Annotated in this window: 23 protein-coding genes; 9 read left to right on the forward strand and 14 right to left on the reverse strand. The window is 71.9% G+C overall.

Features of this window, described 5'->3' with window-relative positions; genetic code table 11:
- Positions 1 to 76 precede the first annotated feature (76 nt).
- From MQP27_RS40145 to MQP27_RS40155, 3 genes are all read right to left on the reverse strand, one after another.
- On the reverse strand, positions 77 to 1,429 hold the full coding sequence (locus MQP27_RS40145) for an amidohydrolase (protein ID WP_242774796.1): 1,353 nt from the start codon (positions 1,427 to 1,429) through the stop codon (positions 77 to 79).
- A gap of 46 nt (positions 1,430 to 1,475) precedes the next feature.
- Positions 1,476 to 3,362 carry an FUSC family protein gene (locus MQP27_RS40150; RefSeq protein ID WP_242774907.1) on the reverse strand — a complete coding sequence of 629 codons (1,887 nt, stop codon included), beginning with the start codon at positions 3,360 to 3,362 and terminating at the stop codon, positions 1,476 to 1,478.
- Between the two features lie 229 nt (positions 3,363 to 3,591).
- Positions 3,592 to 4,368 carry a nucleotidyltransferase domain-containing protein gene (locus tag MQP27_RS40155; protein ID WP_242774800.1) on the reverse strand — a complete coding sequence of 259 codons (777 nt, stop codon included), beginning with the start codon at positions 4,366 to 4,368 and terminating at the stop codon, positions 3,592 to 3,594.
- Between the two features lie 314 nt (positions 4,369 to 4,682).
- On the opposite strand from MQP27_RS40155, the gene MQP27_RS40160 reads away from it, so the two are divergent.
- From MQP27_RS40160 to MQP27_RS40175, 4 genes are all read left to right on the forward strand, one after another.
- Positions 4,683 to 5,300 (forward strand): hypothetical protein, encoded by a 618-nt coding sequence (locus MQP27_RS40160; protein ID WP_242774802.1) that lies wholly within the window; start codon positions 4,683 to 4,685, stop codon positions 5,298 to 5,300.
- Positions 5,301 to 5,365: 65 nt separating this feature from the next.
- The gene (locus MQP27_RS40165; RefSeq protein WP_242774804.1) at positions 5,366 to 6,349 is read left to right on the forward strand and encodes a GNAT family N-acetyltransferase; all 984 of its coding nucleotides are present in this window, start codon (positions 5,366 to 5,368) and stop codon (positions 6,347 to 6,349) included.
- 59 nt (positions 6,350 to 6,408) lie between these two features.
- Positions 6,409 to 6,837, forward strand: coding sequence for a RidA family protein (locus MQP27_RS40170; RefSeq protein WP_242774806.1), 429 nt, complete (start codon positions 6,409 to 6,411; stop codon positions 6,835 to 6,837).
- The gene (locus tag MQP27_RS40175) at positions 6,834 to 7,310 is read left to right on the forward strand and encodes a GNAT family N-acetyltransferase (RefSeq protein WP_242774808.1); all 477 of its coding nucleotides are present in this window, start codon (positions 6,834 to 6,836) and stop codon (positions 7,308 to 7,310) included. The genes MQP27_RS40170 and MQP27_RS40175 overlap by 4 nt, the downstream gene beginning before the upstream one ends.
- Positions 7,311 to 7,325: 15 nt before the next feature.
- On the opposite strand, the gene MQP27_RS40180 is transcribed toward MQP27_RS40175, so the two are convergent.
- The 5 genes from MQP27_RS40180 to MQP27_RS40200 form a co-directional block, all read right to left on the reverse strand.
- A complete protein-coding gene (locus MQP27_RS40180) occupies positions 7,326 to 8,309 on the reverse strand; it encodes a glycoside hydrolase family 6 protein (RefSeq protein ID WP_242774810.1) in 984 nt (327 codons plus the stop codon).
- 213 nt (positions 8,310 to 8,522) lie between these two features.
- Positions 8,523 to 10,526 carry an acetate--CoA ligase gene (gene acs, locus MQP27_RS40185; protein ID WP_242774812.1) on the reverse strand — a complete coding sequence of 668 codons (2,004 nt, stop codon included), beginning with the start codon at positions 10,524 to 10,526 and terminating at the stop codon, positions 8,523 to 8,525.
- Positions 10,523 to 11,170: an acetate uptake transporter gene (locus tag MQP27_RS40190; protein ID WP_242774815.1), complete on the reverse strand. Its 648-nt coding sequence runs from the start codon at positions 11,168 to 11,170 to the stop codon at positions 10,523 to 10,525. Before MQP27_RS40190 ends, acs begins: the two co-directional genes overlap by 4 nt.
- Before the next feature lie 164 nt (positions 11,171 to 11,334).
- Positions 11,335 to 12,042: an aspartate/glutamate racemase family protein gene (locus MQP27_RS40195; RefSeq protein WP_242774817.1), complete on the reverse strand. Its 708-nt coding sequence runs from the start codon at positions 12,040 to 12,042 to the stop codon at positions 11,335 to 11,337.
- A gap of 5 nt (positions 12,043 to 12,047) precedes the next feature.
- Positions 12,048 to 13,526 carry an NCS1 family nucleobase:cation symporter-1 gene (locus MQP27_RS40200; RefSeq protein WP_242774819.1) on the reverse strand — a complete coding sequence of 493 codons (1,479 nt, stop codon included), beginning with the start codon at positions 13,524 to 13,526 and terminating at the stop codon, positions 12,048 to 12,050.
- A 143-nt stretch (positions 13,527 to 13,669) separates the two neighbouring features.
- Between MQP27_RS40200 and MQP27_RS40205 the strand changes: the two genes are divergently transcribed.
- Both MQP27_RS40205 and MQP27_RS40210 read left to right on the forward strand, forming a co-directional pair.
- The gene (locus MQP27_RS40205) at positions 13,670 to 14,341 is read left to right on the forward strand and encodes a GntR family transcriptional regulator (protein ID WP_242774821.1); all 672 of its coding nucleotides are present in this window, start codon (positions 13,670 to 13,672) and stop codon (positions 14,339 to 14,341) included.
- A gap of 82 nt (positions 14,342 to 14,423) precedes the next feature.
- Positions 14,424 to 15,056: a hypothetical protein gene (locus tag MQP27_RS40210; RefSeq protein WP_242774823.1), complete on the forward strand. Its 633-nt coding sequence runs from the start codon at positions 14,424 to 14,426 to the stop codon at positions 15,054 to 15,056.
- On the opposite strand, the gene pip is transcribed toward MQP27_RS40210, so the two are convergent.
- Both pip and MQP27_RS40220 read right to left on the reverse strand, forming a co-directional pair.
- Complete coding sequence (gene pip, locus MQP27_RS40215) at positions 15,025 to 16,023, reverse strand: prolyl aminopeptidase (protein WP_242774826.1); 999 nt, start codon at positions 16,021 to 16,023, stop codon at positions 15,025 to 15,027. The two genes, MQP27_RS40210 and pip, sit on opposite strands and share 32 nt — an antisense overlap.
- 37 nt (positions 16,024 to 16,060) lie before the next feature.
- Complete coding sequence (locus MQP27_RS40220; RefSeq protein WP_242774828.1) at positions 16,061 to 16,753, reverse strand: uracil-DNA glycosylase; 693 nt, start codon at positions 16,751 to 16,753, stop codon at positions 16,061 to 16,063.
- Positions 16,754 to 16,826: 73 nt separating this feature from the next.
- Here MQP27_RS40220 and MQP27_RS40225 point away from each other — a divergent pair, with 73 nt between their 5' ends.
- The gene (locus tag MQP27_RS40225) at positions 16,827 to 17,045 is read left to right on the forward strand and encodes a hypothetical protein (RefSeq protein ID WP_242774831.1); all 219 of its coding nucleotides are present in this window, start codon (positions 16,827 to 16,829) and stop codon (positions 17,043 to 17,045) included.
- Positions 17,046 to 17,052: 7 nt separating this feature from the next.
- On the opposite strand, the gene MQP27_RS40230 is transcribed toward MQP27_RS40225, so the two are convergent.
- Positions 17,053 to 18,393, reverse strand: coding sequence for an MFS transporter (locus MQP27_RS40230; protein WP_242774834.1), 1,341 nt, complete (start codon positions 18,391 to 18,393; stop codon positions 17,053 to 17,055).
- Between the two features lie 50 nt (positions 18,394 to 18,443).
- Positions 18,444 to 19,310 carry a helix-turn-helix transcriptional regulator gene (locus MQP27_RS40235; protein ID WP_242774837.1) on the reverse strand — a complete coding sequence of 289 codons (867 nt, stop codon included), beginning with the start codon at positions 19,308 to 19,310 and terminating at the stop codon, positions 18,444 to 18,446.
- A 213-nt stretch (positions 19,311 to 19,523) separates the two neighbouring features.
- Between MQP27_RS40235 and MQP27_RS40240 the strand changes: the two genes are divergently transcribed.
- Together MQP27_RS40240 and MQP27_RS40245 are read left to right on the forward strand one after the other, a co-directional pair.
- Positions 19,524 to 20,930 carry an MFS transporter gene (locus MQP27_RS40240; protein WP_242774839.1) on the forward strand — a complete coding sequence of 469 codons (1,407 nt, stop codon included), beginning with the start codon at positions 19,524 to 19,526 and terminating at the stop codon, positions 20,928 to 20,930.
- A gap of 43 nt (positions 20,931 to 20,973) precedes the next feature.
- Complete coding sequence (locus tag MQP27_RS40245) at positions 20,974 to 21,471, forward strand: RNA-binding S4 domain-containing protein (protein WP_242774841.1); 498 nt, start codon at positions 20,974 to 20,976, stop codon at positions 21,469 to 21,471.
- A gap of 64 nt (positions 21,472 to 21,535) precedes the next feature.
- Here the strand turns inward: MQP27_RS40245 and MQP27_RS40250 are convergent, their stop codons facing one another.
- Complete coding sequence (locus MQP27_RS40250) at positions 21,536 to 21,991, reverse strand: DoxX family protein (protein ID WP_242774843.1); 456 nt, start codon at positions 21,989 to 21,991, stop codon at positions 21,536 to 21,538.
- Positions 21,992 to 22,106: 115 nt separating this feature from the next.
- Positions 22,107 to 23,006, reverse strand: coding sequence for an acyltransferase domain-containing protein (locus tag MQP27_RS40255; RefSeq protein ID WP_242774846.1), 900 nt, complete (start codon positions 23,004 to 23,006; stop codon positions 22,107 to 22,109).
- Between the last annotated feature and the right edge of the window lie 58 nt (positions 23,007 to 23,064).

A 23,064-nucleotide genomic window follows, 5' to 3' on the forward strand; every position in this document is an offset into this window, starting at 1 on the left:
GTGTAGCGTGAAACCACTTCCCGTGATGGCCCGGTCACCGGCGGTTGGCGACAAATTGCTTCTTCGCGACCGGATTTCAGGTCTTGTAATCCTGGATACGGCGGCCGTGTCCGCGGTCGACCAGTGCGGGCATCCGTTCCCCCAACTCCCGTACCACGGAAGGGACATCGAGGGTAAGGAGCTGCCGGTCCCGCATGAGGACCCGGCCGTCGACGATCGTCGTGCGGACGTCGGAGGAGCGGGCGCTGTGCACGAGGGTGGCGGCGAGGTCGTGGACGGGCTGGGTGTGCGGGCCGGTGAGGTCGGCGAGGACGATGTCGGCGCGGCGGCCCGGCGCGATCCTGCCGATCACGTCACCGAGGCCGACCGCCCGCGCGCTCTGGAGGCTTGCGTGGTGCAGGGCTTGACGGGACGTCAGCCAGCGCGGGTCGCCGGTCGTGGACTTCTGGATGAGGGCGGTGAGCGCCATCGACTCCCATACGTCCAGGGAGTTGTTGGAGGCGGCCCCGTCCGTGGCGAGCCCGACGGGGATGCCGATGCCGTGCAGGGCGCGCACCGGAGTGGTGGTGGGCCAGGCGAACTTGAGATAGCCGCGCGGCGCGGTGGCGACGGCGACCCGGCCGCCGGCGTCTTCGAGCAACGGCAGGTCGCGGTCGAGGATTCCGGTGCCGTGGGCGATGAGGACGTCGGTGTCGAGGATGCCGGTGCGCCGCAGGATCTCGATGGGCGTGACGCCGTACCGGTCGAGGCTGACGTCGGTCTGGTCGCGGTTCTCGGCCGCGTGGATGTGCACCGGCAGCCCGTGCTCGCGGGCGAGTTCGGCGGTGGCGGCGAGGTCGGCTTCGTCGACGGTGTAGGGGGCGTGCGGGGCGAGGGCGGTGGTGATGCGGCCGCCGGCGCCACCCCGGTGTCGTAGCGCGAACTCCAGTGACTTCTCCCGGCCTTGGGGTCCCGTCGAGGAGAAGTACGCCTCCCCCAGATGCGCCCGCATCCCGCACTCCTCCACCACCGCGGCCACCGCGTCCATGGCGAAGTAGTGGTCGGCGAAACAGGTGACCCCGGCCCGGATCATCTCGGCGCAGGCGAGCCGCGCGCCCAACTCCACGTCCTTCTCGGTGAGGTTGGACTCGATCGGCCACACGACGTCGTTGAACCACTCGTCGGTCGGCAGGTCCTCGGCGACGCCGCGCAGGGCGACCATCGGCGCGTGTGTGTGGCAGTTGATCAGGCCGGGCAGGGCGACCTGTCCGCGGGCGTCGATGCGCTCGCCGGCCGCGACGCCCGCGACGTCCGCCGCGCCGGTGACGGACTCGACGACTCCGTCCCGTACGACGATCGCCGCGTCCTCCTCGAACCCGATCCGTTCCTGGTCGTCGTGCACGAGGACGGTGCATCCGGTGATGATGAGATCGGCGGGGGTCTCGGTCATTGCGCCAACGTATGCCCTGACGGCTCCGGACAGGAGCCAGGCGTGCCTACACGGCGAGGGGCAGTTCGGGCAGTCGTAGCCGAGTGCGCGCCCGGCCCTTCGCCAACTCGTCCAGCAGCTCGGCTATTTGCTCCCTGTCCCTGGCCGACAGGTGCCCGGAGTCGTCGAGGTGGACGGCGCAGGCGGTGGTGGCGTCGACGAGCCGTTCGAGGGCGACGACGACCTCGTCCGCGCCTTCCGAGTGCCGGGCGAGCGGCGGGAGTTCGGCGGCGGCGAGGGCGATGGCGGTACGGGCCTCGGCGAGCGTGCGATAGGCCTCGCGGCGGAGGGTCCAGCGGGCGGCGCGGCGGGATTCGGAGTACGCGCGGCTCTCCTCGAGCACGTGACCGAGGTACGCGTACGCCGCCGAGCCCGCCGCCGCGACCCGCGCCCGCACTCCCCCGCCCCGCTGCCCCGGCATCGGCACATGCCCGACGACGAGCACGATCGCGCAGGCCAGCAGCGTCTCGCCGATCCGGCTGACGGAGGCCTGCGGTTCCCCGCCCACCATCACCAGGGCCAGCACGAGAACCGTCACCACGGCGGTCTGCGCGGCGAAGTGCCGGGTGGCGACGGGTATGAGCGCGCCGCTGACGGCGACGAGCACGATGAGCCCCTCGGGCCGCGGCAGCACGGCGGCGAACCCGGCGAAGACGAGGGCACCCAGCACGGTCCCGGCGGCCCGGCACAACACCCGGGAGACGAGCGGCCCGAGATCCGGCTTGACCAGAAAGACGGCGGTGGCGGGCAGCCAGTACCAGTGCTCGTGCTGCCCGTACCAGCGGGCGTGGTGCAGGGCCTGCGCCACGGCGGCACTGGCCCCGAAACAGAGGCCGACCCGAAGCCCGTACTCCCGCCCACCGGCTCCGAGGACGAGCCGCACCACACTCCTCCAACTCCGCCTGCGACTGTGCAGGTCGCTGCTGCCGTGGCCCTGGTCGAAGGCCTCGGCGGCGTGCAGCAGGGCGTCGTCGAGGGCGCGCAGCGCGGGCCCGGACCGGTGGGGCGCGGGCAACGGCCCGGTGGGCGTGTTCTCGCGTACGGCGCCGGCGAGCCGCCGCGGCCCCTCGGAGGCCCGCCCGCCGACGGCCTCCCCGGCCCAGGCGAGCGCGGTCGCGGCCTCGGCGAGCGGCAGGGCGGCGGCGTACTGCGCGTGCAGCCGCCGCTCGGCGGCGGAGCTGGCGTACCGCCGCAGCCGGGGCCCGGTGAGGGCGTCCTGCGCGTGATCGAGAGCGGCGGTGAGCGCGGCACGCCGGGCAAGGGCGTGGTCTCCTCCGACGGCGTCGAGCAGTTCGGCGACGGCGTCGTACACGGCGGCGACGGCTTCCCGCTCCCCGTCGAACCGGAAGTCCCCGGCGGTGGCCCCGGGCGTGGGCAGCACCAGCCGCAGCAGCACCAGCCATCCGGCCCCGGCAAGAAACGCGAGCGCCCTCGCCCACCCGGCCTCGGGCACGGGCATCCCGGCCCCGATGGCGGAGGCGACGAGCAGCTGCGTCCCGGCACCGGAGGCGACGGGCCCGACGGCGCTGATCCCGCCGGCGACGAGCCCGACACAGGTGAGGATCAGCGTGAGCACGAGGGGCTCCGCATGCGCCCCGGCATACGTCCCCACCAGCAGCCCCCCGGCCCCCGCGAGCGCGGGCACCCCGAGTCGCCGCACGGACGCCCGCCGGCTCCCCGGCCGGTCGTTGATCCCGGCGAGCATGGCGGCGATGGCGGCGACGACACCGAGGGAGGTGCGGTGGACGAGCACGGCGGTGAGCAGCAACGGCCCGGCGGCAAGAGCCCCCCGCACGACGGCGCTCCAGGGCACGGGGCCGCGCTGGGCACGGAGGGCATGCGCGAGCCAGGGTGGAAGCGCGGGCCTGCCAGGAGGACGTACATGGGTACGGATACGGGTCCTGATGCCGGTGCGGGCGGCGGGGCGGGACACGGGGAGCGGGCTCCTGTCGTCGTGACGAGGGCGGGGGTGAGCCTTCGGGCGACGGTGGCCGGGCTGGGCTGGACTGGGCTGGGGTGTGCGGTGTCCACGGTAGATCGCGGGGTTGTGGGGTTCGGGGCGGTTGTATTACCGGGGTGTGACGATGCCTGGAATGGCCATGTTCTTTATGAACGCAATCGGGTCAGGAGTCCGCACAGGCCGCTTCGAAGAGCTCATCGGCCTCTGTGACCAGCTGGGTGAGTGTCTCCGGCGCCGAGTCCGTCGACAAGGACGCGAGGATGTCGTCCACGCCCCGCAGCCCGGCGCGCTCCAGCAGCCGTTTCTCGTTCGTCACCCATTCCCCCCGCCCCGCCAGCACCGCGTGCCCCGTCTGGACCGCGGCCGTGGCGATCGCGCCGGCAAGTTCTGTGAGGCGGCGAGCGGGGGCGTGGTTGGTCTTCGCGTAGGCGAGGGTGGCGTGGGCGGTGCCGCGCCAGCGGGTGGCGGCGGCGGTGCGGAGCTTCTCCGGGTACGCGGCCGGGCGGGGCAGGTCGCCGCGGAGGGTCCGGTTGATCGCCAGTTCCGCGACGATCAGGTACGTCGGGATCCCCGCGAGGTGGAACATCAACGGCTCCACCCGGAACCGCCCTTGCTCCGCCTCCCCCAACTCCCGCTCCACGACATCGAGATCGCGGTAGTGCACGTCCACGCGCCGCCCGTCGATCGTCAGCCACGCGCCGCCGTTGAAGACACCACCGCCCCAGCCCCCGACCTCGGAGACCTCGCCCTCCCAGCCGACGGCCCGGAGGTCGTCGGGGTCGAAACGGCCCCGGTAGTAGATCGCCAAGTCCCAGTCACTGCCGGGCCGATGAGTGCCCTGCGCCCGGGAACCGCCCAGAGCCACGGCCTGGACCGCGGGGAGGGCGGCGAGACGGTCGGCGGTCGAGTCGAGGAAGGCGGGGTCGGTTGGGGCGGGCATGGGCGCGGCTCCTGGGGGGGGGTGGACGGGCGGGGCCGAAGGTGGGAGGTGGGAGGTGGGTTCAAGCTTCAGGCTTCACTTGAAAAAGGCTGGCGGTCCAGCGCGCACGTGTCGAACGGTTATCCCCCCCGCCTCACCCCTCGCCACCGATTGTCAGTGGCGCACGCTTCAATGGAATCGTCACTCAGAGTAACGACGGGGGGGTCGTGATGGTCGGGTACGACAGCGGATGTGCAGGTCAGGGGCAGGCGCAGGGGCCGGATGTGGCGTACGTGTCCGTGGCCCGGTTGCGGGCGCGTGGGTGGACGTTGGGGATGGTGCGGCAACTGCTCGGTGAGCCCGATCTGCTGCGTGACAATCCCTATGTCCGCACGGGGCCGCGGACCCGCCTCTACGCCGTGAAACGCGTCGAGGACGCCGAGCGCAGCGAGGAGTTCCGGGCCGCGTCGGCCGCCGCCGCCCGGCGGTCCCACGCGGCGCAGGCCGCCGCGCAGCGCCGGCGGCGTGAGGTGCTCGCGCGGGTCGCCGCTGAGCCCATCGACGTGCCGCGGATCGCGCCCCGACGGCTCGCCCGGCTCGCGGTCGAGCACCGGAACCGGCGCGACGAGGAGCGGACGGCGTACGCGTACGAGCGCTGGGATCGCGTGTCGGATCCCGCGACGGACGAGAGCGCCGATCCCGATCCCGATTCCCATCCCGATTCCCGTCCCCATCCCGCCGCCCTCACCCGCTGGAAGGTCGACTACCTGCGGCATCGTCTGACTCGCTATCACGATCTGCTCGACGAATTGTTCGGCAGAACCGGGCGCGCGGCGGCCGAGCGGTTGCTGCGGCGCAGGATCTACGCCGCCATCTCCGAGGCGTACCCCGACCTTGCACAGGAGTGCGAACGGCGACTGCTTGAACCGGAGCACGGTCCACCGCCGGAATGACACGCCGGGCCGAGGTGCGGGCAGAGCGGACCGCTCCCCTCGCGTCCTCCCTACGCTCCGGGCACATGGAGAACCAGCAAGCCCTGCACGTTCACGAACGCCTCGCCGCCCGGCCCGAGTTGTGTCCCGTCACCTTCGGCGAAGGACGCCGCTTCGCACTCTGGGACCTCGCCTCCCTCGCCGAGGGCGCCCTCGGCGAGTGCGTCGACCCGGACTCGCTCACGGTGGCGGGCGAGAAGCGGCTGCGGCTGAGGCTCGGTGCGGCCGGGCGGGAGTACCGGCACGACGACGAATTCGGCAGGAGGTACTGGATCCGGACGGCGAAGGACGGAGGTGGGCCGGTGGGAACCGTCGCCGTGAGCAGCCGGCCGACGGGCGCGGGCGCCCTGTGTGTCTCCTCGCTGTACGTCCATCCCGTCGCCCGGCGCCGCGGGCTCGCGTCGGCCGTGCTCGACACGGTGTACGAGGCCTGCCGCGCCGAAGGGCTGCACGGGTTCCGCCTCGACGCCTACTGGGCGTGGCAGCGGTCCGTGCGCTACTACCTCAACCGCGGGCTGTGGGTCACGTCGTGGAAGCACGCGCTCGGGCTGGCCCGGCTCTCGTATCTCCCGCGATACGAAGTCAGCGAGAGCGAGGCGGGCGACCAGCTGACCTTTGCAACGCGCGGCCCGGACGGGGCAACGGTCCCGCTCCTCGTCGCCGGACGGGCCGGCGGGCGGCTGCTACTACGGGAGACCGAGCAGTACGAGCGCACGGCGGACAAGCGCGACGCCGTACGGCTGTACGCGCGCTCCACGCTCGCGCTGCACCTCGCCGCGCGCGGGTGGCCGTTGGTGAGAGGGGAGGAGGAATGGGCCGAGGCGGGCTGGTCGTGCGACATCGGGCAACCGGAGGGACTGGCGTACAAGATCGGGATCTTCGAGCAGGTGGCCGCGGAGGAGGGCTGGCGGGTGGAGAGTCCGTACGCCGCGCCTTCGGCACTCGGCGTGCCGGGCCCCGTACGCGGAAATTCGGATGCGGATTCGTTCGTCGGCCCGGACCATCGGTGAGTTGTGAGTTGTGAGTTGTCCCGCGTCCGACGACGCCCCCTGTCCGCAGGAGCCGCCGCATGATCCAGCGTGTCACCATCCAGCGCGTCACCTCGCCCGCCCTCTTTCCGCCGCCGCGCTACTCCCACGCCTCCGTCGTCGAGGCCGGGACGAAGCTCGCCTTTCTCGCCGGGTCCGTGCCGCTCGATGCCGAGGGGAAGCTGGTCGGTGAGGGGGATCCGGTGCGGCAGGCCGAGCAGGTGCTCGTGAACCTCCAGGAGCAACTGCGGTCCGTGGGGAGCGACTTGGCGCATGTCCTCGCGACCGACGTCCACGTCGTGAGCAACGAGCCCGCGGCGCTGTCCGCCGTCTGGGAGGTCGTCGAGGCGTCCGGGCTCAGCACCGGGCCGCATTCGTCGACGCTCATCGGCGTGAACTGCCTTGGCTACACGGGACAGTTGGTGGAGATCACGGCCGTCGCCGTCGTCCCCGAGCAGGCGGACGCGTGAGCCTCGCCCGCACCGGGGTGACCCTGCGCCGGGCCGCCGCTCCCGACGCCCTCGCCGCGGCCGAAGTCTGGCTGCGTTCCTTCGCCGCCGCGTTGCCGACGGTGGTCAGCCCCCGGTCCGCCGACGAGGTGCGGGGGTACTTCCGGGAGGTGGTGGTGCCGTCACTGGAGACGTGGGTGGCGTCGGTGCCCGGTGACGAGGGCGCGGACGGCGTCGTCGGGGTCATGGTGCTCGACGGGGACGAGCTCGCCCAGCTGTATCTCGATCCCAGCCTGCGTGGACACGGCATCGGCGACCGGTTCATCGCGCTGGCCAAGGAACGGCGTCCGGGCGGGCTCGGCCTGTGGACCTTCCAGGTCAACAAGCCCGCCCACCGCTTCTACGAACGGCACGGCTTCGTCGCCACCGAGTACACGGACGGCAGCGGCAACGAGGAGCGGGAGCCGGATGTGCGGTACGTGTGGCGGCCCTGAACCCCCGCACCCGGTTCAGCCGGTCGCGTTGCGTGCCAGTTCCAGTGCGTACGACGGCCACCACTGGCCCGCCGGCGGCCCGCCCCGGCATGTGCCGTCCGACTCTCCCGGCCGTTTGATCCAGAGGTAGGCGTCGAGGAGGGCGTTGTCCGTGCGGGTCGTGGGCGGGGTGCCGAGGGCGCGGCCGGGCGGGTTGCACCAGGCGTCCGTCGCGTTCGTCGCGTCCGTGGTGTACGGCCCGTTTCCGTTGCGGCTGGTGTCGATGACGTAGTGCTTGCCGCCGAGGTCCTTCGAGAGCCAGTCGCCGTATGCCGAACTCGCCTTGTTCGTCTGGAAGTTGGAGACGTTCAAGGCGAATCCGTCGGCGTGGGCCACGCCCGAGGACTTCAGGGCCTCGACCTGGCGCCAGGCCTCGGGGATCCAGCTTGAGTTGCCAGCGTCGAGGTAGACGTGCGTGTGCGGCCGTCGTTCGAAACGGTCGACGGCGTACGCGAGCAGGGCGAAGCGCTGGGCCGCCACGACCCGTGTGCAGCCCGCGACCACCTGGGACACGGCGTCGGGTTCGACGATGACGTAGGCGCCCCGGTCGCCCAGCGCCGCCGCGAACCGGTCGACCCAGGCGCGGTAGTCCGCGGCGTCGGCGGCACCGCCCGTGGAGTACTGACCGCAGTCACGGTTCGGGATGTAGTACGCGACCAGGACGGCGAGCCGGCCGGCCCGTGCCGCGGCGGTGGTGCGGGCGCGGACCACGGGGCCGGGGTCGGGGCCGTTCAGCCACTCGGCCTGGGCGCGGGAGGCGATGCGGTCCATGATCGCGGCGTCCGCGACACGGCCCTCCCGGCGCCACGCGGCCGCCTGTTGCGCGGCGCGGGAGCCGGGGTCGACCCAGAACGGCGACGATGTGTCAGCCGCTCCCCTGGATGCCCCGGTGCAGCAGGCCCCGGCCAGCAGCGCGGCGAGCAGTGTGCGCCGTACCGGTCCGGGGAGAGTCCGTCGCATCGATGAGAAACGGGAGGGCAGGATTCTGGCCACCGGGCGACTCCGTTCCCGCCGCCGGAAGCACCGGGCGGGCGGGGCGCGGGGCGATGCGGCGGCGACGTACTGGTCTGACCGGAGTCTGCGGGCCGGGCACGCCCGTCCCGGCGCACGCCCGCCGAGGTCGCCGCAAGATCACCCCGACGGCGGCCGAATCCGCCCCCCGTACATCTACATCTAGGCTTCCTCTTCCGCCCCGGTCCCCGCCCCCGGCAACCGCTCCCGGATCTCGTCCATGACCGACGAGTCCGTGAGCGTCGTGACGTCACCCAGTGCCCGCTGCTCGGCCACATCCCGCAGCAGACGACGCATGATCTTCCCGGAACGGGTCTTGGGAAGCTCGGCGACGACCAGGATCTGGCGCGGCCGGGCGATGGGACCGATCTCCCGGGCAACATGCTCACGCAACCGCGCCGCCACCTCGTCCGCGCCGGAGTCGGCAGCGGGACCGGCGGCAGCCACCGCCTCCCCGCGCAGGATGACGAACGCCACCACGCCCTGCCCGGTCGTGGCGTCGCTCGCCCCCACCACCGCCGCCTCCGCCACCATCGGATGCGAGACCAGTGCGGACTCGACCTCGGTCGTGGAGATGCGGTGTCCGGAGACGTTCATGACGTCGTCGACCCGGCCGAGCAGCCAGATGTCGCCGTCCTCGTCCTTCTTCGCGCCGTCCCCGGCGAAGTACATGCCGGAGAAGCGCGACCAGTACGTCTCGACGTACCGCTTCTCGTCGCCCCAGATGGTCCGCAGCATGCCGGGCCACGGGTCGGTGAGGACGAGGTAGCCGCCGGAGCCGTCGGGCACCGGCTTGCCCGTGTCGTCGACGACGTCGGCCGTGATGCCGGGCAGCGGACGCAGTGCCGAACCCGGCTTGCAGACGCTCACGCCGGGCAGCGGGCTGATCATCTGGGCCCCGGTCTCGGTCTGCCACCAGGTGTCGACGACCGGACAGCGGTCACCGCCGATGTGCTTGCGGTACCAGATCCACGCCTCGGGGTTGATCGGTTCCCCGACCGAGCCCAGCAGCCGCAGCGACGAGAGGTCGAAGCCGTCGGGGATGTCGCCGCCCCACTTCATGAACGTGCGGATCGCGGTCGGCGCGCAGTAGAGGATCGACACGCGGTACTTCTCGACGATCTCCCACCAGCGGCCCTTGTGCGGGGTGTCGGGCGTCCCCTCGTACATGACGGAGGTGACGCCGTTGGCGAGCGGTCCGTAGACGATGTACGAGTGGCCGGTGACCCAGCCGATGTCGGCCGCCGTCCAGAAGACGTCCCGTTCGGGCTTGACGTCGAAGACCGCCCAGTGCGACCAGGCGACCTGGGTGAGATAGCCGCCGGTGGTGTGCAGGATGCCCTTCGGGCGCGCGGTCGTACCGGAGGTGTACATGATGTACAGCGGGTGTTCGCTGTCGAAGGCCTCGGCCTCGTGCTCGGGCGGCTGTTCGTCCACCAGGTCGTGCCACCACACGTCCCGCCCGTCGGCCCAGTCGACCTCCTGCCCGGTCCGCCGGACGACCAGCACGTTGCGTACGTCGGGACACTCGCGCAGGGCCTCGTCGACGGCCGGTTTCAGCGCGGCCGGCTTGCCCTTCCGGTATCCGCCGTCCGCGGTGATGACCACGCGGGCGTCGCAGTCGATGATCCGCCCGCGCAGCGCCTCGGCGGAGAAGCCGCCGAAGACCACGGTGTGCGGGGCGCCGATGCGGGCGCACGCCAGCATGGCGACCACCGTCTCCGGGATCATCGGCATGTAGATCGCCACCCGGTCGCCGGCGCCGACGGCGAGCGCCTGCAGGGCATTGGCGGCCCGGCAGACCTCGGCCGTCAGCTCGGCGTAGGTGATGGTGCGGGTGTCGCCGGGCTCGCCCTCCCAGTGGAAGGCGACCCGGTCGCCGTGCCCGGCGGCCACATGCCGGTCGAGGCAGTTGTACGCGGCGTTCAGCCGGCCGCCGACGAACCACCGGGCGAACGGGGCGCGGCTCCAGTCCAGCACCTCGTCCCAGGGCTGCGCCCAGTCGAGCCGGCGGGCCGCCTCGGCCCAGAAGGCGAGGCGGTCGGCGTCGGCCCTTTCGTACTCCGCCGCGGTGGCGTTGGCCGTGGCGGCCAGCTCCGGCGGCGGTGGGAAGCGCCGCTCCTCCCGCAGCAGGTTGGAGAGTGTCTCCCCACCGGTGTCACTCATGCGTGGGCTCCGAAGGGACCGCGGTGGTGGCTGCGGCGGGGCCGCATCCGCTCACCGGCGTTCGGGAAGACCGGCACGACGGACCGCTGGTACGTGGAGTTGGTGACGCCCGCGAAGGAGGCGTACCAGGCGCACACCGCGGTGACCAGGCCGAGCCAGCCGCCCGCCTTGGTGGTGTCGGGCGACTGCGCGAAGTCGCCGATGCACAGGACGATGAAGGTCGCCGACAGGGTGACGAACACGGCGAGGATCGCCCCGGTCGTCCGGGTGGCGGCGACGGTCATGTACACCGTGAAGACGGCCCACACCAGCAGGAACAGTCCGGTGGCCTGGTGCGCGGTGGAGGCCGGCAGCCCGTCGGCGACGAACTTCGCGTAGGCGGCGTACGCCAGCCAGAACGCGCCGAAGGACGTGAAGGCCGTGGCGCCGAAGGTGTTCGCCTTGCGGAACTCCCACATCCCGGCGAGGAGTTGGGCAAGCCCGCCGTAGAAGAGCGCGAGCGGCAGGACGACGGCGACGAGCTTCTTGTCGGTGATGAGGTCGGCGTTGAAGGTACTGAGGACGAAGGTCGTCGCGGCGAAGGCGGCGAGGCCGAGCGGGCCGGGGTCCGCGATGTTCGGAGAGTCGGTGGTCGGGGTGCTCATGGCGCCTCCTTCTGATGACCTGGATCGCCTGTCTGCGCGACCCACCGGTCAGGGGCCGACCACCGAGTGCCCCCGGAACGGAGGCCTACTCCGAAACCTCCGGCCCCCGATGCCGGAAGGCCCAGGCCGCCGCTCGCGCCGCCGGCCCCACCAGGTCGGGCGCGTCACCCCCACACCCGCCGCTTCACCACCGGCCGGGCCCAGCTCCCCGCCCGGCTCGTCGTGAGCCCCAGCCCCACCAGTGACTCCGCCAGTTTCACCGCGGCCCCGACGCCGTCGACGACCGGCACCCCGAGCTTCTCCCCCACGACCCGCTGCAGCCCGGTCATCCCGGCGCACCCCAGCACCAGCACCTCGGCCCCGGCCTCCCGTGCCCGCTCGGCGGCCGCCAGGAAGGCCGCCTCCGTACGGTCGGCGTCGCCCAGGTCCAGGACGCCGAGCCCGGTTCCGACGACGGCGGCGCAGTTACGGCCCACCCCGGCCAGTTCCAGGCTGTCCTCGATCTGTCCGCACGAGCGCTCCAGCGTCGTCACCACCCCGTACCGCCGCCCGAGCAGACAGGCCAGATGAGCCGCGGCCTCGGTGATGTCGACCACCGGTACGTCCACCAACTCCCGTACGCCTTCCCGGCCGTGCTCGCCGAACCCGGCCATGACGACGGCGTCGTACGAAGGCCCCTCGTAGGTCCGCAGCAGGTCGATGACGGCCGCGGCCGACAGATAGCTGTCGAGCCAGCCCTCGGCCGATTCCGGTCCCCACGCGGGAGTGAGTCCGAGCACGGCGGTGCCCGGACCGGCGGCGGCCCGGGCACCTCGTACGATCTCCTCGGTCATCTCCTGCGTGGTGTTGCAGTTGGTGACGACGATCCGCACGTTTCTCAGACCTCCTGGGGCTTCTCGGCCACGGGGGCGGAGTCGGCCGCCCGGTCGTCGCGGCACAGCAGCATGTACAGGCCGGCCGCGAGGGCCGTGCCGATGAACCAGGAGTACGGGGCCACGTCGCTGAAGGTCTTCACCAGGGCGAGGACGCCCGCGACGCCGGCCGCCGGCAGGAACGCCCACAGGGCCTTGGGGTTGACGCCCTTGCGGTAGTAGTAGCGCGAGCCGGGCGCGGCCTTGAACAGTTCGTCGACGTCCACGCGGCCCTTCTTGACCCAGTAGTAGTCGAGCATGATCACGCCGAACAGCGGGCCGAGGAAGGCACCGAGGCCGCCGAGGAAGTAGTTGACGACCGTGGGGTTGGAGAAGAGGTTCCACGGGGTGACGACGAGCGCGGCGACCGTGCTGATCATGCCGCCGATCTTGAAGGTGATCTTCTGCGGCCAGACGTTCGCCAGGTCGTACGCCGGTGAGACGAAGTTGGCGACGATGTTGACGCCCATGGTGGCGACGGCGAAGGTGAACGCGCCCAGCACCATGACCCAGGTGTTGCCGACCTTGGCGACCAGTTCGGCCGGGTCGGTGATGGCCTGGCCCCACACCTCCAGCGAGCCGGCGGTCACGATCACCGAGACCACCACGAACGCGGTGGAGTTGATCGGCAGCCCCCAGAAGTTGCCCCGTCGCACGGTCGGGTAGTCCGGCGCGAAACGCGAGAAGTCGCAGAAGTTGAGCATCAGCGTGCCGTAGGTGGCCAGGATGAGCCCGATGGCCCCGAACCACTGCCGCCACTGCTCGCCCGTGGAGACGGGATGCGGCGTGGAGGTGAGCGAGATGCTCCAGTCGGCCTTCGACAGCACCCACACGGCCAGCGCGATCATCACGAGCCAGATCGCGGGTCCGCAGAAGTCCTGGAACTTGCGCACCGACTCCATGCCCTGGCTGATGATCAGCGCCTGGATCAGCCACAGCGAGACGAACGAGCACCAGCCCAGCGCGTCGAGCCCCAGGAACGAGTGGTGGGTCCAGGACTCCAGTCCGGGCCAGGCGGCGAGCAGCATCACGTTCACCGCGACCGAGGCCAGATAGGTCTGGATGCCGTACCACATGATGGCGATCACGGCCCGGATGAGGGCGGGGATGTTGGCGCCCCACACGCCGAAGCTGATGCGGCTGACGACGGGGAAGGGGACGCCGTGCCGCTGGCCTATCCGGCCCATCCAGTTCATGCCGATGTAGATCAGCACGAACCCGACGAGCAGGGACGTGAAGACCTGCCACACGTTCATGCCGAGGACCAGCAGCCCGGCGGCGAAGGTGTAGTTGCCGAGGTTGTGGACGTCGGACATCCACATCGCGAAGAGGTCGAAGACCTTCCAGTTCCGCTTCTCGGCGGGGGCGAGGTCCTCGTTGGTGAGGCGGGGATCGGGGACGAACGCTGGGGCGCCGGTGGCTTCGGCGCGGTCGGCGAGGGACACGGGGCCTCCTGGGACAGGGGACGGAGGACGGCAGCCGTTTGGTATACCAAACTGCCGTCATGGTCCCGCCGTCAAGAGTTCGGACCGATGTCACGTCTGTTAACGCTCGGTAAAAGCCCCCCGGGGTCGGCGAAGATAGCCCCATGAGCTCCACGACGACGAAGATCGAACCCCTGGGCGCGGTCCGTGAGCGTGTCCTGGCGAACCTGCGGCAGGAGATCATCGCGGGCCGCCTCCGCCCGGGCGACCGGCTGGTCGAACGGGATCTGGCCGAGCGCTTCGGGGTCTCCCGGGTGCCGGTGCGGGAGGCGATCCGCGCGCTGGTCGCGGAGGGTTTCGTGCACTTCGAGACACCGCGCCGCACGGTCGTCCGCAGGCTCACCCCGAACGACGTCCGGGAACTGTTCGAACTGCGCGAGGCCCTGGAGGTCTACGCCGCCGGTCTGGCCGCGTCGAACGCCACTCCTCAGGACCTGGCGGAGATCCAGGAGCTCCTCGACCGCGCGGCCGACGCGACCGAGGCGGCGGACGCGGAGCTGATCACCGACATCAACAGCCGCCTGCACGACCGCATCGTGGCGATGGCCGGCAACAGCCTGCTCACAGCGGCCCTGGAACCGGTCGCCGGCCGACTGCGCTGGATGACCCGGCGCAACGAGGAGTGGCCCCAACTCCTGCTGGAGCACCGCGAGTTGTACGAGGCGATCGCCTCCGGCGACCCGGACCGGGCCCGCGCCCACGCACTGGCCCATGTGCGGACCAATTACCGGTCGACGGTTCGCCACCTCTTCGGGGAGACTGAACCGCCCGCGTGACGGCGAGGCACGGCGACCATTCATCCAGCGGGGGAAGACAGTGGCACGACCGGCACGTTTCGGCATCACCCTTGCCATGCTCATGACCGTGGCACCGCTCGCCGCCTGCGGTTCGGGAGAGGACTCCACGACGGACGTGGCGCCCGCCAGGACCCTGAGCGCGGCGGAACTGGAGAAGGCCACGGTCACCACGGCCGACCTCGACGGGTACGAGGTGCAGCGCGCCCTGTCCGCGACCTTCGCGTCGCGCAGGACGGCGGAGCCCTCGGAGTGCACGCCCCTCGCCCAGGCGCTGGGCGGCAGCAGCGGCTATGCGGCCACCGCGCGCGTCGCCCGTTCCGTCTCGCCGAACGCCAAGGGCCACGGGGTGCAGCTGACGCTCTCGTCGCACAGTGCCGAGGACGCCGTCCACGTGATGGACGCGCTGAAGAAGTCCGCCGAGAAGTGCGAGGCCTTCAAGGACGTCATGGCGGACTTCGACTACGAAGCCGTGGATGTCCGGTCCGGCACCGACTACGGCGACGACGCCGTGTCCCTGGAACTCACCCAGCTGCTGCCCGGTGACACGGTCCGGGTCCCGTACGCGGTGGTGGCCGTCCGGCAAGGGGCGACCATCGCGATGTTCACCACCTTCGTCAGACCCACGGCGGGCGGCAAGAGCTCGGCCGCCGAGCCCGAACCGGTCATCGAGGCGCAGTTGAAGAAGCTGTCCTGAGCGGTCGGAGCCCGGCGTACTTGTCCGTCGCCGCCACCAGTGCCTCACCCATGTCCGGCGCCCCCGCGTTGTGCCCCACCTCGTCGACCACGACCAACTCGCTCCCGTCCCAGGCCTGTTGGAGCCGCCAGGAGATCCCGAGCAGGTTGCCGAAGTCGAGGCCGCCCTGGACCAGCGTGCCCGGAATCCCCTTCAGCCGGTGCGCGTCGCGCAGCACGACACCCTCGTCGTTCCCCTCGCCGAGGAAGTGGTCGTTGCCGAAGTAGTGGGTGACCGTGCGTGCGAAGCCCATCCGGAACCCGGCGTCCTCGAACCGCTCGACCGACCTCGGCGGCGCCGGGATCGTCGCCGTCTCCCAGTCGGTCCAGGCCCGCGCCGCCCGCGTCCGCACCTCCGGGTCGGGCGACTCCAGCAGCCGGTTGTAGGCGGCGGCGAGGTTGGAGTCCCGTTCGCCCTCGGGCAGTTCGCTCACGAACCGCTCGAAGGCCTCGGGGAAGATCCGCCCAAGTCCTCTGGTCAGCAAGGCGACTTCGGCGTTGGAGCCGGTCGCGACCCCGGTGAGCACCATCTCGCTCACCGCCTCCGGATGCGTCTGCGCGTACCGCAGCCCGAGCACCGACCCAAAGGACACGCCCCACACCAGCCAGCGCCCGATGCCCAGCTCCCGCCGCAGCAGCTCCAGATCGGCGATGAGGTGGCCCGTCGTGTTGACGCTCATGTCGGTGTCGTACGCGCTCGCGTTCGGCGTGGAGCGTCCGCAGCCGCGCTGGTCGAGGAGGACGATCCGGTAGGCGGCCGGGTCGAAGAGGCGCCGGAAGTACGGGGAGCAGCCGGAGCCGGGGCCGCCGTGCAGCACGACCGCCGGCTTGCCGTCCGGGTTTCCGCAGGTCTCCCAGTACACGAGGTTGCCGTCGCCGACGTCGAGGAGGCCGTGGTCGTACGGTTCGATCTCCGGGTAGAGAGGCATCCGGGCACCGTAACCCTCCGCCCGCCGTGCCGCCTCCTCATTTCACCGGCAGCCCCGCCGCCTCCCCCGCCGTGCGCAGGACGGCCCGCAGCATCTCCGGGGTGAGCTTGCCGGTGAAGGTGTTGCGCTGGCTGACGTGGAAGCAGCCGAAGAGGTCGAGGCCGTCGAGCGGGACGCGGGTGCCGTGCCCGAAGGCGGGCCGGGGCCGCGGTACCGTCCAGCCCGCCTCGGCGAACGCGGGCAGCGCGGCCTGCCAGCCGAAGGCGCCGAGGACGACCACGGCACGCAGGGTCGGGCGCAGCAGCTTCAGCTCCTGGACGAGCCAGGGCCGGCAGGCGTCCCGCTCGCCCGGCGTCGGCTTGTTCTCGGGCGGGGCGCAGTGGACGGGCGCGGTGATGCGCACGCCGTGCAGTTCGAGGCCGTCGTCGATGCTCACCGAGGTGGGCTGGGAGGCGAGCCCCACGTCGTACAGCGCCCGGTACAGCACATCGCCGGAGCGGTCGCCGGTGAACATGCGGCCGGTGCGGTTGCCGCCGTGCGCGGCGGGGGCGAGGCCGATGATCAGCAGCGGGGCGTCGGCGGGCCCGAAGCCGGGGACCGGGCGTGCCCAGTAGTCCCAGTCCTGGAAGGCGGCCCGCTTGGTCCGCCCGACCTCCTCCCGCCACGCCACGAGCCGGGGGCAGGCCACGCATCCGGCGACCCGGTCGTCGAGGAGGGCGAGACTGTCCATGCGTCAACGGTATGGCCCAAGGAACCCCGCCGTCAGCGCGCTCCCGACGGCGGCGACGGCGCATGCTGGAGGCATGGACGCGCATCCCAGTGTGGTCGTGCTCCCGCCGGAACCGGACGGCGGACGGCAGGTGACGGTCGACGGCGAGGCCACGGGCACCGCATACAGCCTGTTCGACGTGCTGGACATCGTGCACCGGGCGGGCCTGCCGGCCGAGGACCGGGCGGTCGACGACCCCGAGCTGATCGAGTGGCGGGGCGGCGGACCGTACGAGTGGGGCAACACGCCATAGCCCCTGGTCAGGCCTCCGCGTCGGTGCTCGCGGGCACCGCCCGCGCCGGAGCCGGCGTGGCCGGTGCCGGGCGTGGCATGAGCAGCAGCGCGATCATGGCTACGGCGCAGCAGCCGATGATGTACCAGCTGACGCCGGTGCTGGAGCCGGTGTGCTCCAGGATCGCCGTGGCGATGAGCGGCGCCGGTCCGCCCGCGATGACCGAGGCGAGCTGGTAGCCGAGCCCGGCGCCGCTGTAGCGGACGTTCGTGCCGAAGCCCTCGGCGATCAGCGCGGCCTGGGGGCCGTACTGGATGTCGTGGAAGACCAGGGAGAGCACGATCGCGAGCAGGACCAGCCCGGAGCTGCCCGTGTCGAGCAGCCCGAAGTACGGGAACGCGAAGGCGGCCGTGCAGACGATGCCGATGCCGTAGATCCTGCGTCGTCCGAAGCGGTCGGAGAGGTGGCCGAACAACGGCACGCTGACCAGGCCTACGGCCGCCGCGACGAGGGTGTAGTTCAGCAGGTCGCCGCGGGGAAGGCCGAGCTCCTTCGTGCCGTAGGTGAGCACGAAGGTGATGAAGAGGTAGAACGGCGCCTGCTCCGACATCCGCACGAAGGCCGAGGTCAGCACGGTGAGCGGCTGGTGCCGCAGCACGCTCCAGACCGGCTGCCGCACGAGCACCCGCTCCTGCTTCACCTCGGTGAAGGCCGGGCTCTCCAGCACGCGCAGCCGCACGTACAGCCCGACGCCGATCAGTACCGCGCTGGCGAGGAAGGGGATCCGCCAGCCCCAGCTGTCGAAGGCGTCGCCGGAGCTGGTGGCGTTCATCAGCTTGACCATGCCCGTGGAGGCGAGGAGCCCGAGCGGCACGCCGAGCTGCGGCCAGCTGGCCATCAGCCCGCGGCGGCGTTCGGAGCCCCACTCCATGGACAGCAGCACCGAGCCGCCCCACTCCCCGCCGACGCCGATGCCCTGGACGACCCGCAGCAGCACCAGCAGCAGGGGCGCGGCGAGACCGAAGGTGGCGTAACCCGGGAGCAGGCCGATGAGGAAGGTGCTGGCACCCATCAGGATCAGGGTGGTCACGAGGGTGGACTTGCGGCCGATCCGGTCCCCGACGTGCCCGAAGATCGCCGCGCCGAGCGGGCGCGCCGCGAACCCCACGAACTGCGTGGCGAACGAGGCGAGCACCCCGGCGTACGGCTCCGCGCCGGGAAAGAACACGTGCGGGAAGACCAGGGCCGCGGCGGTGCCGTAGAGGAAGAAGTCGTACCACTCGATCGCGGTACCGACCGTGGCGGCGACCACGGCCCGGCGGCGGTGCCGGTGCATCGCTTCGGGGACGGGGGACTCCTGCGCGGTCATGGCGGCTCCCGAACGGGGTGCGGTGAGCGTGCTCCCCGGCCGCGGACATGTCAAGAGGGGGTGCGGTCGCGAGGTGAGTGCGCCGATACGGCGGTGAGGTCGCCCAGCATCCGCAGTGCCGCCTCGCACGGGGAGCCGGGCTCGGCGGTGTAGGCGATCAGCCGCTGGCCGGAGCTGCCGGGGATGTCGAGGTTCTCGAAGGCGAGGTCCATCGGGCCGACCAGCGGGTGGTGCAGGCGTTTGACGCCCGAGGTGCAGGTGCGCACCGGATGCCTGGCCCACAGGGAGGCGAACTCCCCTGACTTCATGGAGAGTTCGCCGATCAGCTCGGCCAGCCGCCGGTCGTCGGGGTGCCGTCCCGCCACCAACCGCAGGGAGGCGACGGCGAGTTGGGCCTCCTCCGCCCGGTCCGGGTAGAGGTCCCGGTAGCGCTCGTCCAGGAAGAGCATCCGGATCAGATTGGGGTGGGCGTCCGGCTCCAGGTGCCCGGCGAGCAGCGCGTGCCCGAGCCGGTTCCAGGCGAGGACGTCACCGCGCCGGTCCAGGACGAGGGCCGGCACCTCGGTCATGGCGGTGAGCAACTGCCTGGCCGACGCGCTGACTTGAGGGACACGCGCCGAGGTCGCCCGGGACGGGGAGGCGGGCCGGGCGAGGCGCTTCAGATGCGCCGTCTCGTCCTCGCTCAGCCGCAGCGTGCGCGCGATCGCCTCCAGCACGGAGTCCGAGGCGCCGTTCCCGCGACCCTGCTCCAGGCGCGTGTAGTGCGTGACGCTGACGCCCGCGAGCATGGCCAGCTCCTCGCGGCGCAGCCCCGCGACACGGCGGCGGCCCGGCTGCGGGCCGATCCCGACGTCCTCCGGACGCACCGCGGCACGGCGGGACTTGAGGAACTCCCCCAGCTCGGACAATGCCTCCACCACCGCCTCCTCGGTCTCACCCCCATGATGCCCGCCGCCCCGCCCGAACGGGATCGCCGTGGGTGGTCACGCCATGACCACCCACGAGGGGGTTCTGGCTCGCCCCACCGAGCCGCGCGAGCCTTCCTGCACGACACCGCACTCCGCGATCCGCAATCCGCGCGACGGCACCGCCCGTCGCCGATTCGGCCTGTCAGGAAGGGTTACGACGTCATGACCGCCATCGATCCGAGGGCCCCCGGCACCACGGCCCCCGCCGCCCTCACCCCCCGCCTCCGTCTGGTGCTGGTCCTCCTCCTCGCCGCCCAGTTCATGCTGGCCGTGGACTTCTCGATCCTGAACGTCGCCCTCCCCGTGATCGGCGACGGCCTGGGCTTCTCGCTGGCGCACCTCCAGTGGATCGGTACGGCGTTCGCCCTGTGCGCGGCCGGGTTCACCCTGCTCTTCGGCCGGATCGCGGACCTGTTCGGCCGCCGCCGGCTGTTCCTCGGCGGCCTCGCCGTCCTGGGTGCCGCCTCGCTGCTGGGCGGCCTGGCACAGAGCCCGGAGGTGCTGATCACCGCGCGGGTCCTCCAGGGTCTGGCGACCGCCGCGGTCACCCCGGCCGCGCTGTCCCTGCTGACCACGTCGTTCCCGGAGGGGCCGCTGCGGGAGAAGGCGCTCGGCCTCAACGGGGCGCTGATGTCGGCCGGTTTCACCACCGGCGCGATCCTCGGCGGCCTCCTGACCGATCTCCTGTCCTGGCGCTGGGCGTTCTTCGTCAACGTCCCGGTGGCCCTCGCCGTGCTCCTCGTCGCCCCGACGGTCGTCGAGGAGTCCCGCCCGGACGAACGCCCGAAGCTGGACCTGCCCGGCGCGGCCACCGTCACCCTCGGCCTGCTGGCGGTCGTCCTCGGCCTCACCCGGGCCGGCGAGTCCGGCTGGGGCTCCCCCGCCGCCCTGCTGCCGCTCGCGGCCGGCGTCGTACTGCTGCTGGTCTTCCTCGGCGTCGAGCGCCGGGTCGCCGCCCCGCTGGTGCCCCTGTCCGTGCTCGGCAGGCGCTCCGTGGCCTGGGGAAACGCCGTCGGTCTGATCGCGTTCCTGACCGAGACCTCGCTCGTCTTCCTCCTCACCCTCTACCTCCAGGAGGTGCTCGGATTCTCCCCGCTGGCCGCCGGTCTGAGCTTCGGCGTGCTCGGTCTGGGTACGGTCGTCGGCGGCTCCGTCGCCCCCCGGGTCATCGGGCGGATCGGCAGCCGTGCCGCCCTGCTCGCCGGTGGTGTCACCCAGGCCCTCGCCACGGCCGCCCTGCTGGGCCTCGGCGACACCCGCTCCTCGCTGTGGCTGCTGCTGACCTGCACCTTCGTCGGCGGGGTCGGGAACATGCTGGTCATCGTCGGCTTCATGGTCACCGCGACCTCGGGCCTTGCCGACCACGAGCAGGGCCTGGCCACCGGGCTCGCCACCATGACTCAGCAGATCGGCATCACCATGGGCACGCCGGTCATGAGCGCGGTCGCCACGGCCGCCATGACGGGTTCCGGCACCGCGGCGGTCCTCGGCGGCCTCAAGACGGCGATCGCGGTGAACGCGGCCGTCGTACTCCTCGGCGTCTTCGGCGGATGCCGGACATCGAAGTGAAAACCGTGCGGGGCACCCGGGCCACGGGAGCTAGGGTCGGAACATGGCTGACGAGCAGGAAAGCGGGCGGGACCCCGTCGAGACGACCGTCGACCCCGCGGTGGCCGCCGCGATCGCCGCCGCCGAGGCGGCCGGGCCCGCGGACGGCGCGTCCGTGCGGGTCGACAGCTGGATCTGGGCGGTACGGCTGATCAAGACCCGCTCACTCGGCGCCACCGCCTGCAAGGGCGGCCATGTGCGGGTGAACGGCCAGAACGTGAAGCCCTCGCACTCCCTGCGCATCGGCGACGAGGTGCGGCTGCGCCACGAAGGCCGGGAGCGGATCGTCGTCGTCAAGCGCCTGATCCGCAAGCGCGTCGGCGCCCCCGTGGCGGTTCAGTGCTACGTCGACAACTCGCCTCCCCCGCCGCCCCGCGAGGCCGTCGCCCCCATCGGCATCCGCGACCGCGGCACCGGCCGCCCCACCAAGCGCGACCGCCGCGACCTGGAACGTCTGCGCGGCCTGATGGGCGGCGGCGCGGAGCGTCCGGGCCGGCACTGACCCGGACGTACGACGGAGGTGGCGGCCGGCATGAACACCCGGCCGCCACCTCCGTCGTACGGGCTCAGGCCCGTCGTCGTACCAGATTCACCAGCTCCCGGTTGGAGCCCCGCCGCGCCCAGGCGATCAGCAGCAGCGGCACGATCAGGATCAGCGGTGTCGCCGCGTTCTCGCCGCCGAAGACGATCAGCTGGACGAAGAACGCCCCGAGCATGAGCAGGCTCAGCGCGCCCGCGGCCACCGACTGCAGCACCGGGATCAACAGGGCCACCGCACCGGCGAGTTCGAGCGCGCCGATGGTGTACATGCCCGCGCTGCCCCAGCCGATCTCGTGGAAGGCGTCCACGGCGTAGGAGTTCGCGATCAGCTTGGGCAGGGCGCTCGCGATGCCGTAGAAGAGGGCGAGCACGACCTGCAGGGTGCGCAGGGCGATCCGGGCGCGGCGGCCGCGGGCGGTCGCGGACTCGGCGACGACGGTGGCGGACGAGCCGGAAGCGAGGGGGACGGTGGTCTCGGACATGAGGTTCTCCTGCGGTGAGCGGTTGGTGTCGCTGTCGCAGGGATAGACCGGGGTGCGCGTCCGAACTCATCGGTGGGAAGGGAAGGGAATCGGTGGGAAGGGAAGGGAAAGCGAACTAGAGCGGAAACCACCCGTGCCCGACGTACCAGTGCCCGCCCGCCCGCAGATGGTCCCCCACGGCCCGCTCCACCGCGGTCCGCCGGGGCAGTGACTCCACCGCCAGGTCCGGGTCGCCGAACACGAACTGGACCGGTTCGGTGTCGGCGGGCTCCGCGAGCCGGCGGGCCACCCGGAACCTCTCCTGGAAGCGGACGATGTTGGAGTCGGCGGGCAGGTACTCCTTCAACTGCGGGTCCAGCAGCCAGGAGTGGCACAGCACGGTCCGGTACTTCTCCTCGGGAAAGTGCCGGGCGAAGAACTCGGCGGCCAGCGCGAGCGAACGTTCGCAGGCCCGCGGCGACAGCGGGCCGAGGTAGTCGGGGATGTGGAGGCTGAGGCACGGCATGCCGGCGGACACGTCGAGGCCTGCCCCCGCGATCATCCGCGCCGTGCGCTCCCCGTGCCGGGCCCGCTCGAACTGCAGCCGCCCCAGCTGGTAGAGCTCGCCGCGGAAGTGGTGGACCAGCCACCAGGGGGCCTGTACGCCGGCCACGCCGTGCCGCCTCCGGTGCACGGCCATGTTCCGCCCGAGGTCGGCGAGGGTGTGCCGGGTGACCTCGGCCGGGACGCCCCGTGCGCGGTGGTACGCGCGCGTGTAGGGCAGCGCGGCGACGAACACGTACACGGAGAAGCAGCGCTGGAGCGGCCCCGAGGGCCAGTCGAGCTCGGGCAGGTCGACCGGGCTGCCCACCTCGCCCATGTCCTGGACGAGTTCGCGGACCGACGCCTCCAGGATCGCCCGCAGCTCCGGGTCGTCGGTCACCCGCCGGCCCATGCGTACGAGCTCGTTGATGTCCTCGTGCGGTACGGCGAGGTCGAGCAGCTCCTCGGCCAGCTCATCGGCATCGGGCAGCACGCGTCCCCCTGGTCCGGGCTCTTTGGTGAACGTCCGCATCGAAGAGTACGTTGCAAAG

The sequence above is a fragment of the Streptomyces cylindrosporus genome, assembly GCF_022698165.1.
Classification (GTDB): Bacteria; Actinomycetota; Actinomycetes; order Streptomycetales; family Streptomycetaceae; genus Streptomyces; species Streptomyces cylindrosporus.

Excerpts from the sequence above, each read along its gene's own strand:
- MQP27_RS40145 (WP_242774796.1), bottom strand. The coding sequence starts at position 1,429 with ATGACCGAGACCCCCGCCGATCTCATCATCACCGGATGCACCGTCCTC.
- MQP27_RS40155 (WP_242774800.1), bottom strand. The coding sequence starts at position 4,368 with ATGCCCGCCCCAACCGACCCCGCCTTCCTCGACTCGACCGCCGACCGT.
- MQP27_RS40160 (WP_242774802.1), top strand. The coding sequence starts at position 4,683 with ATGGTGCGGCAACTGCTCGGTGAGCCCGATCTGCTGCGTGACAATCCC.
- MQP27_RS40165 (WP_242774804.1), top strand. The coding sequence starts at position 5,366 with ATGGAGAACCAGCAAGCCCTGCACGTTCACGAACGCCTCGCCGCCCGG.
- MQP27_RS40170 (WP_242774806.1), top strand. The coding sequence starts at position 6,409 with ATGATCCAGCGTGTCACCATCCAGCGCGTCACCTCGCCCGCCCTCTTT.
- MQP27_RS40180 (WP_242774810.1), bottom strand. The coding sequence starts at position 8,309 with ATGCGACGGACTCTCCCCGGACCGGTACGGCGCACACTGCTCGCCGCG.
- acs (WP_242774812.1), bottom strand. The coding sequence starts at position 10,526 with ATGAGTGACACCGGTGGGGAGACACTCTCCAACCTGCTGCGGGAGGAG.
- MQP27_RS40190 (WP_242774815.1), bottom strand. The coding sequence starts at position 11,170 with ATGAGCACCCCGACCACCGACTCTCCGAACATCGCGGACCCCGGCCCG.
- MQP27_RS40205 (WP_242774821.1), top strand. The coding sequence starts at position 13,670 with ATGAGCTCCACGACGACGAAGATCGAACCCCTGGGCGCGGTCCGTGAG.
- MQP27_RS40210 (WP_242774823.1), top strand. The coding sequence starts at position 14,424 with ATGACCGTGGCACCGCTCGCCGCCTGCGGTTCGGGAGAGGACTCCACG.
- pip (WP_242774826.1), bottom strand. The coding sequence starts at position 16,023 with ATGCCTCTCTACCCGGAGATCGAACCGTACGACCACGGCCTCCTCGAC.
- MQP27_RS40220 (WP_242774828.1), bottom strand. The coding sequence starts at position 16,753 with ATGGACAGTCTCGCCCTCCTCGACGACCGGGTCGCCGGATGCGTGGCC.
- MQP27_RS40225 (WP_242774831.1), top strand. The coding sequence starts at position 16,827 with ATGGACGCGCATCCCAGTGTGGTCGTGCTCCCGCCGGAACCGGACGGC.
- MQP27_RS40230 (WP_242774834.1), bottom strand. The coding sequence starts at position 18,393 with ATGACCGCGCAGGAGTCCCCCGTCCCCGAAGCGATGCACCGGCACCGC.
- MQP27_RS40240 (WP_242774839.1), top strand. The coding sequence starts at position 19,524 with ATGACCGCCATCGATCCGAGGGCCCCCGGCACCACGGCCCCCGCCGCC.
- MQP27_RS40245 (WP_242774841.1), top strand. The coding sequence starts at position 20,974 with ATGGCTGACGAGCAGGAAAGCGGGCGGGACCCCGTCGAGACGACCGTC.
- MQP27_RS40250 (WP_242774843.1), bottom strand. The coding sequence starts at position 21,991 with ATGTCCGAGACCACCGTCCCCCTCGCTTCCGGCTCGTCCGCCACCGTC.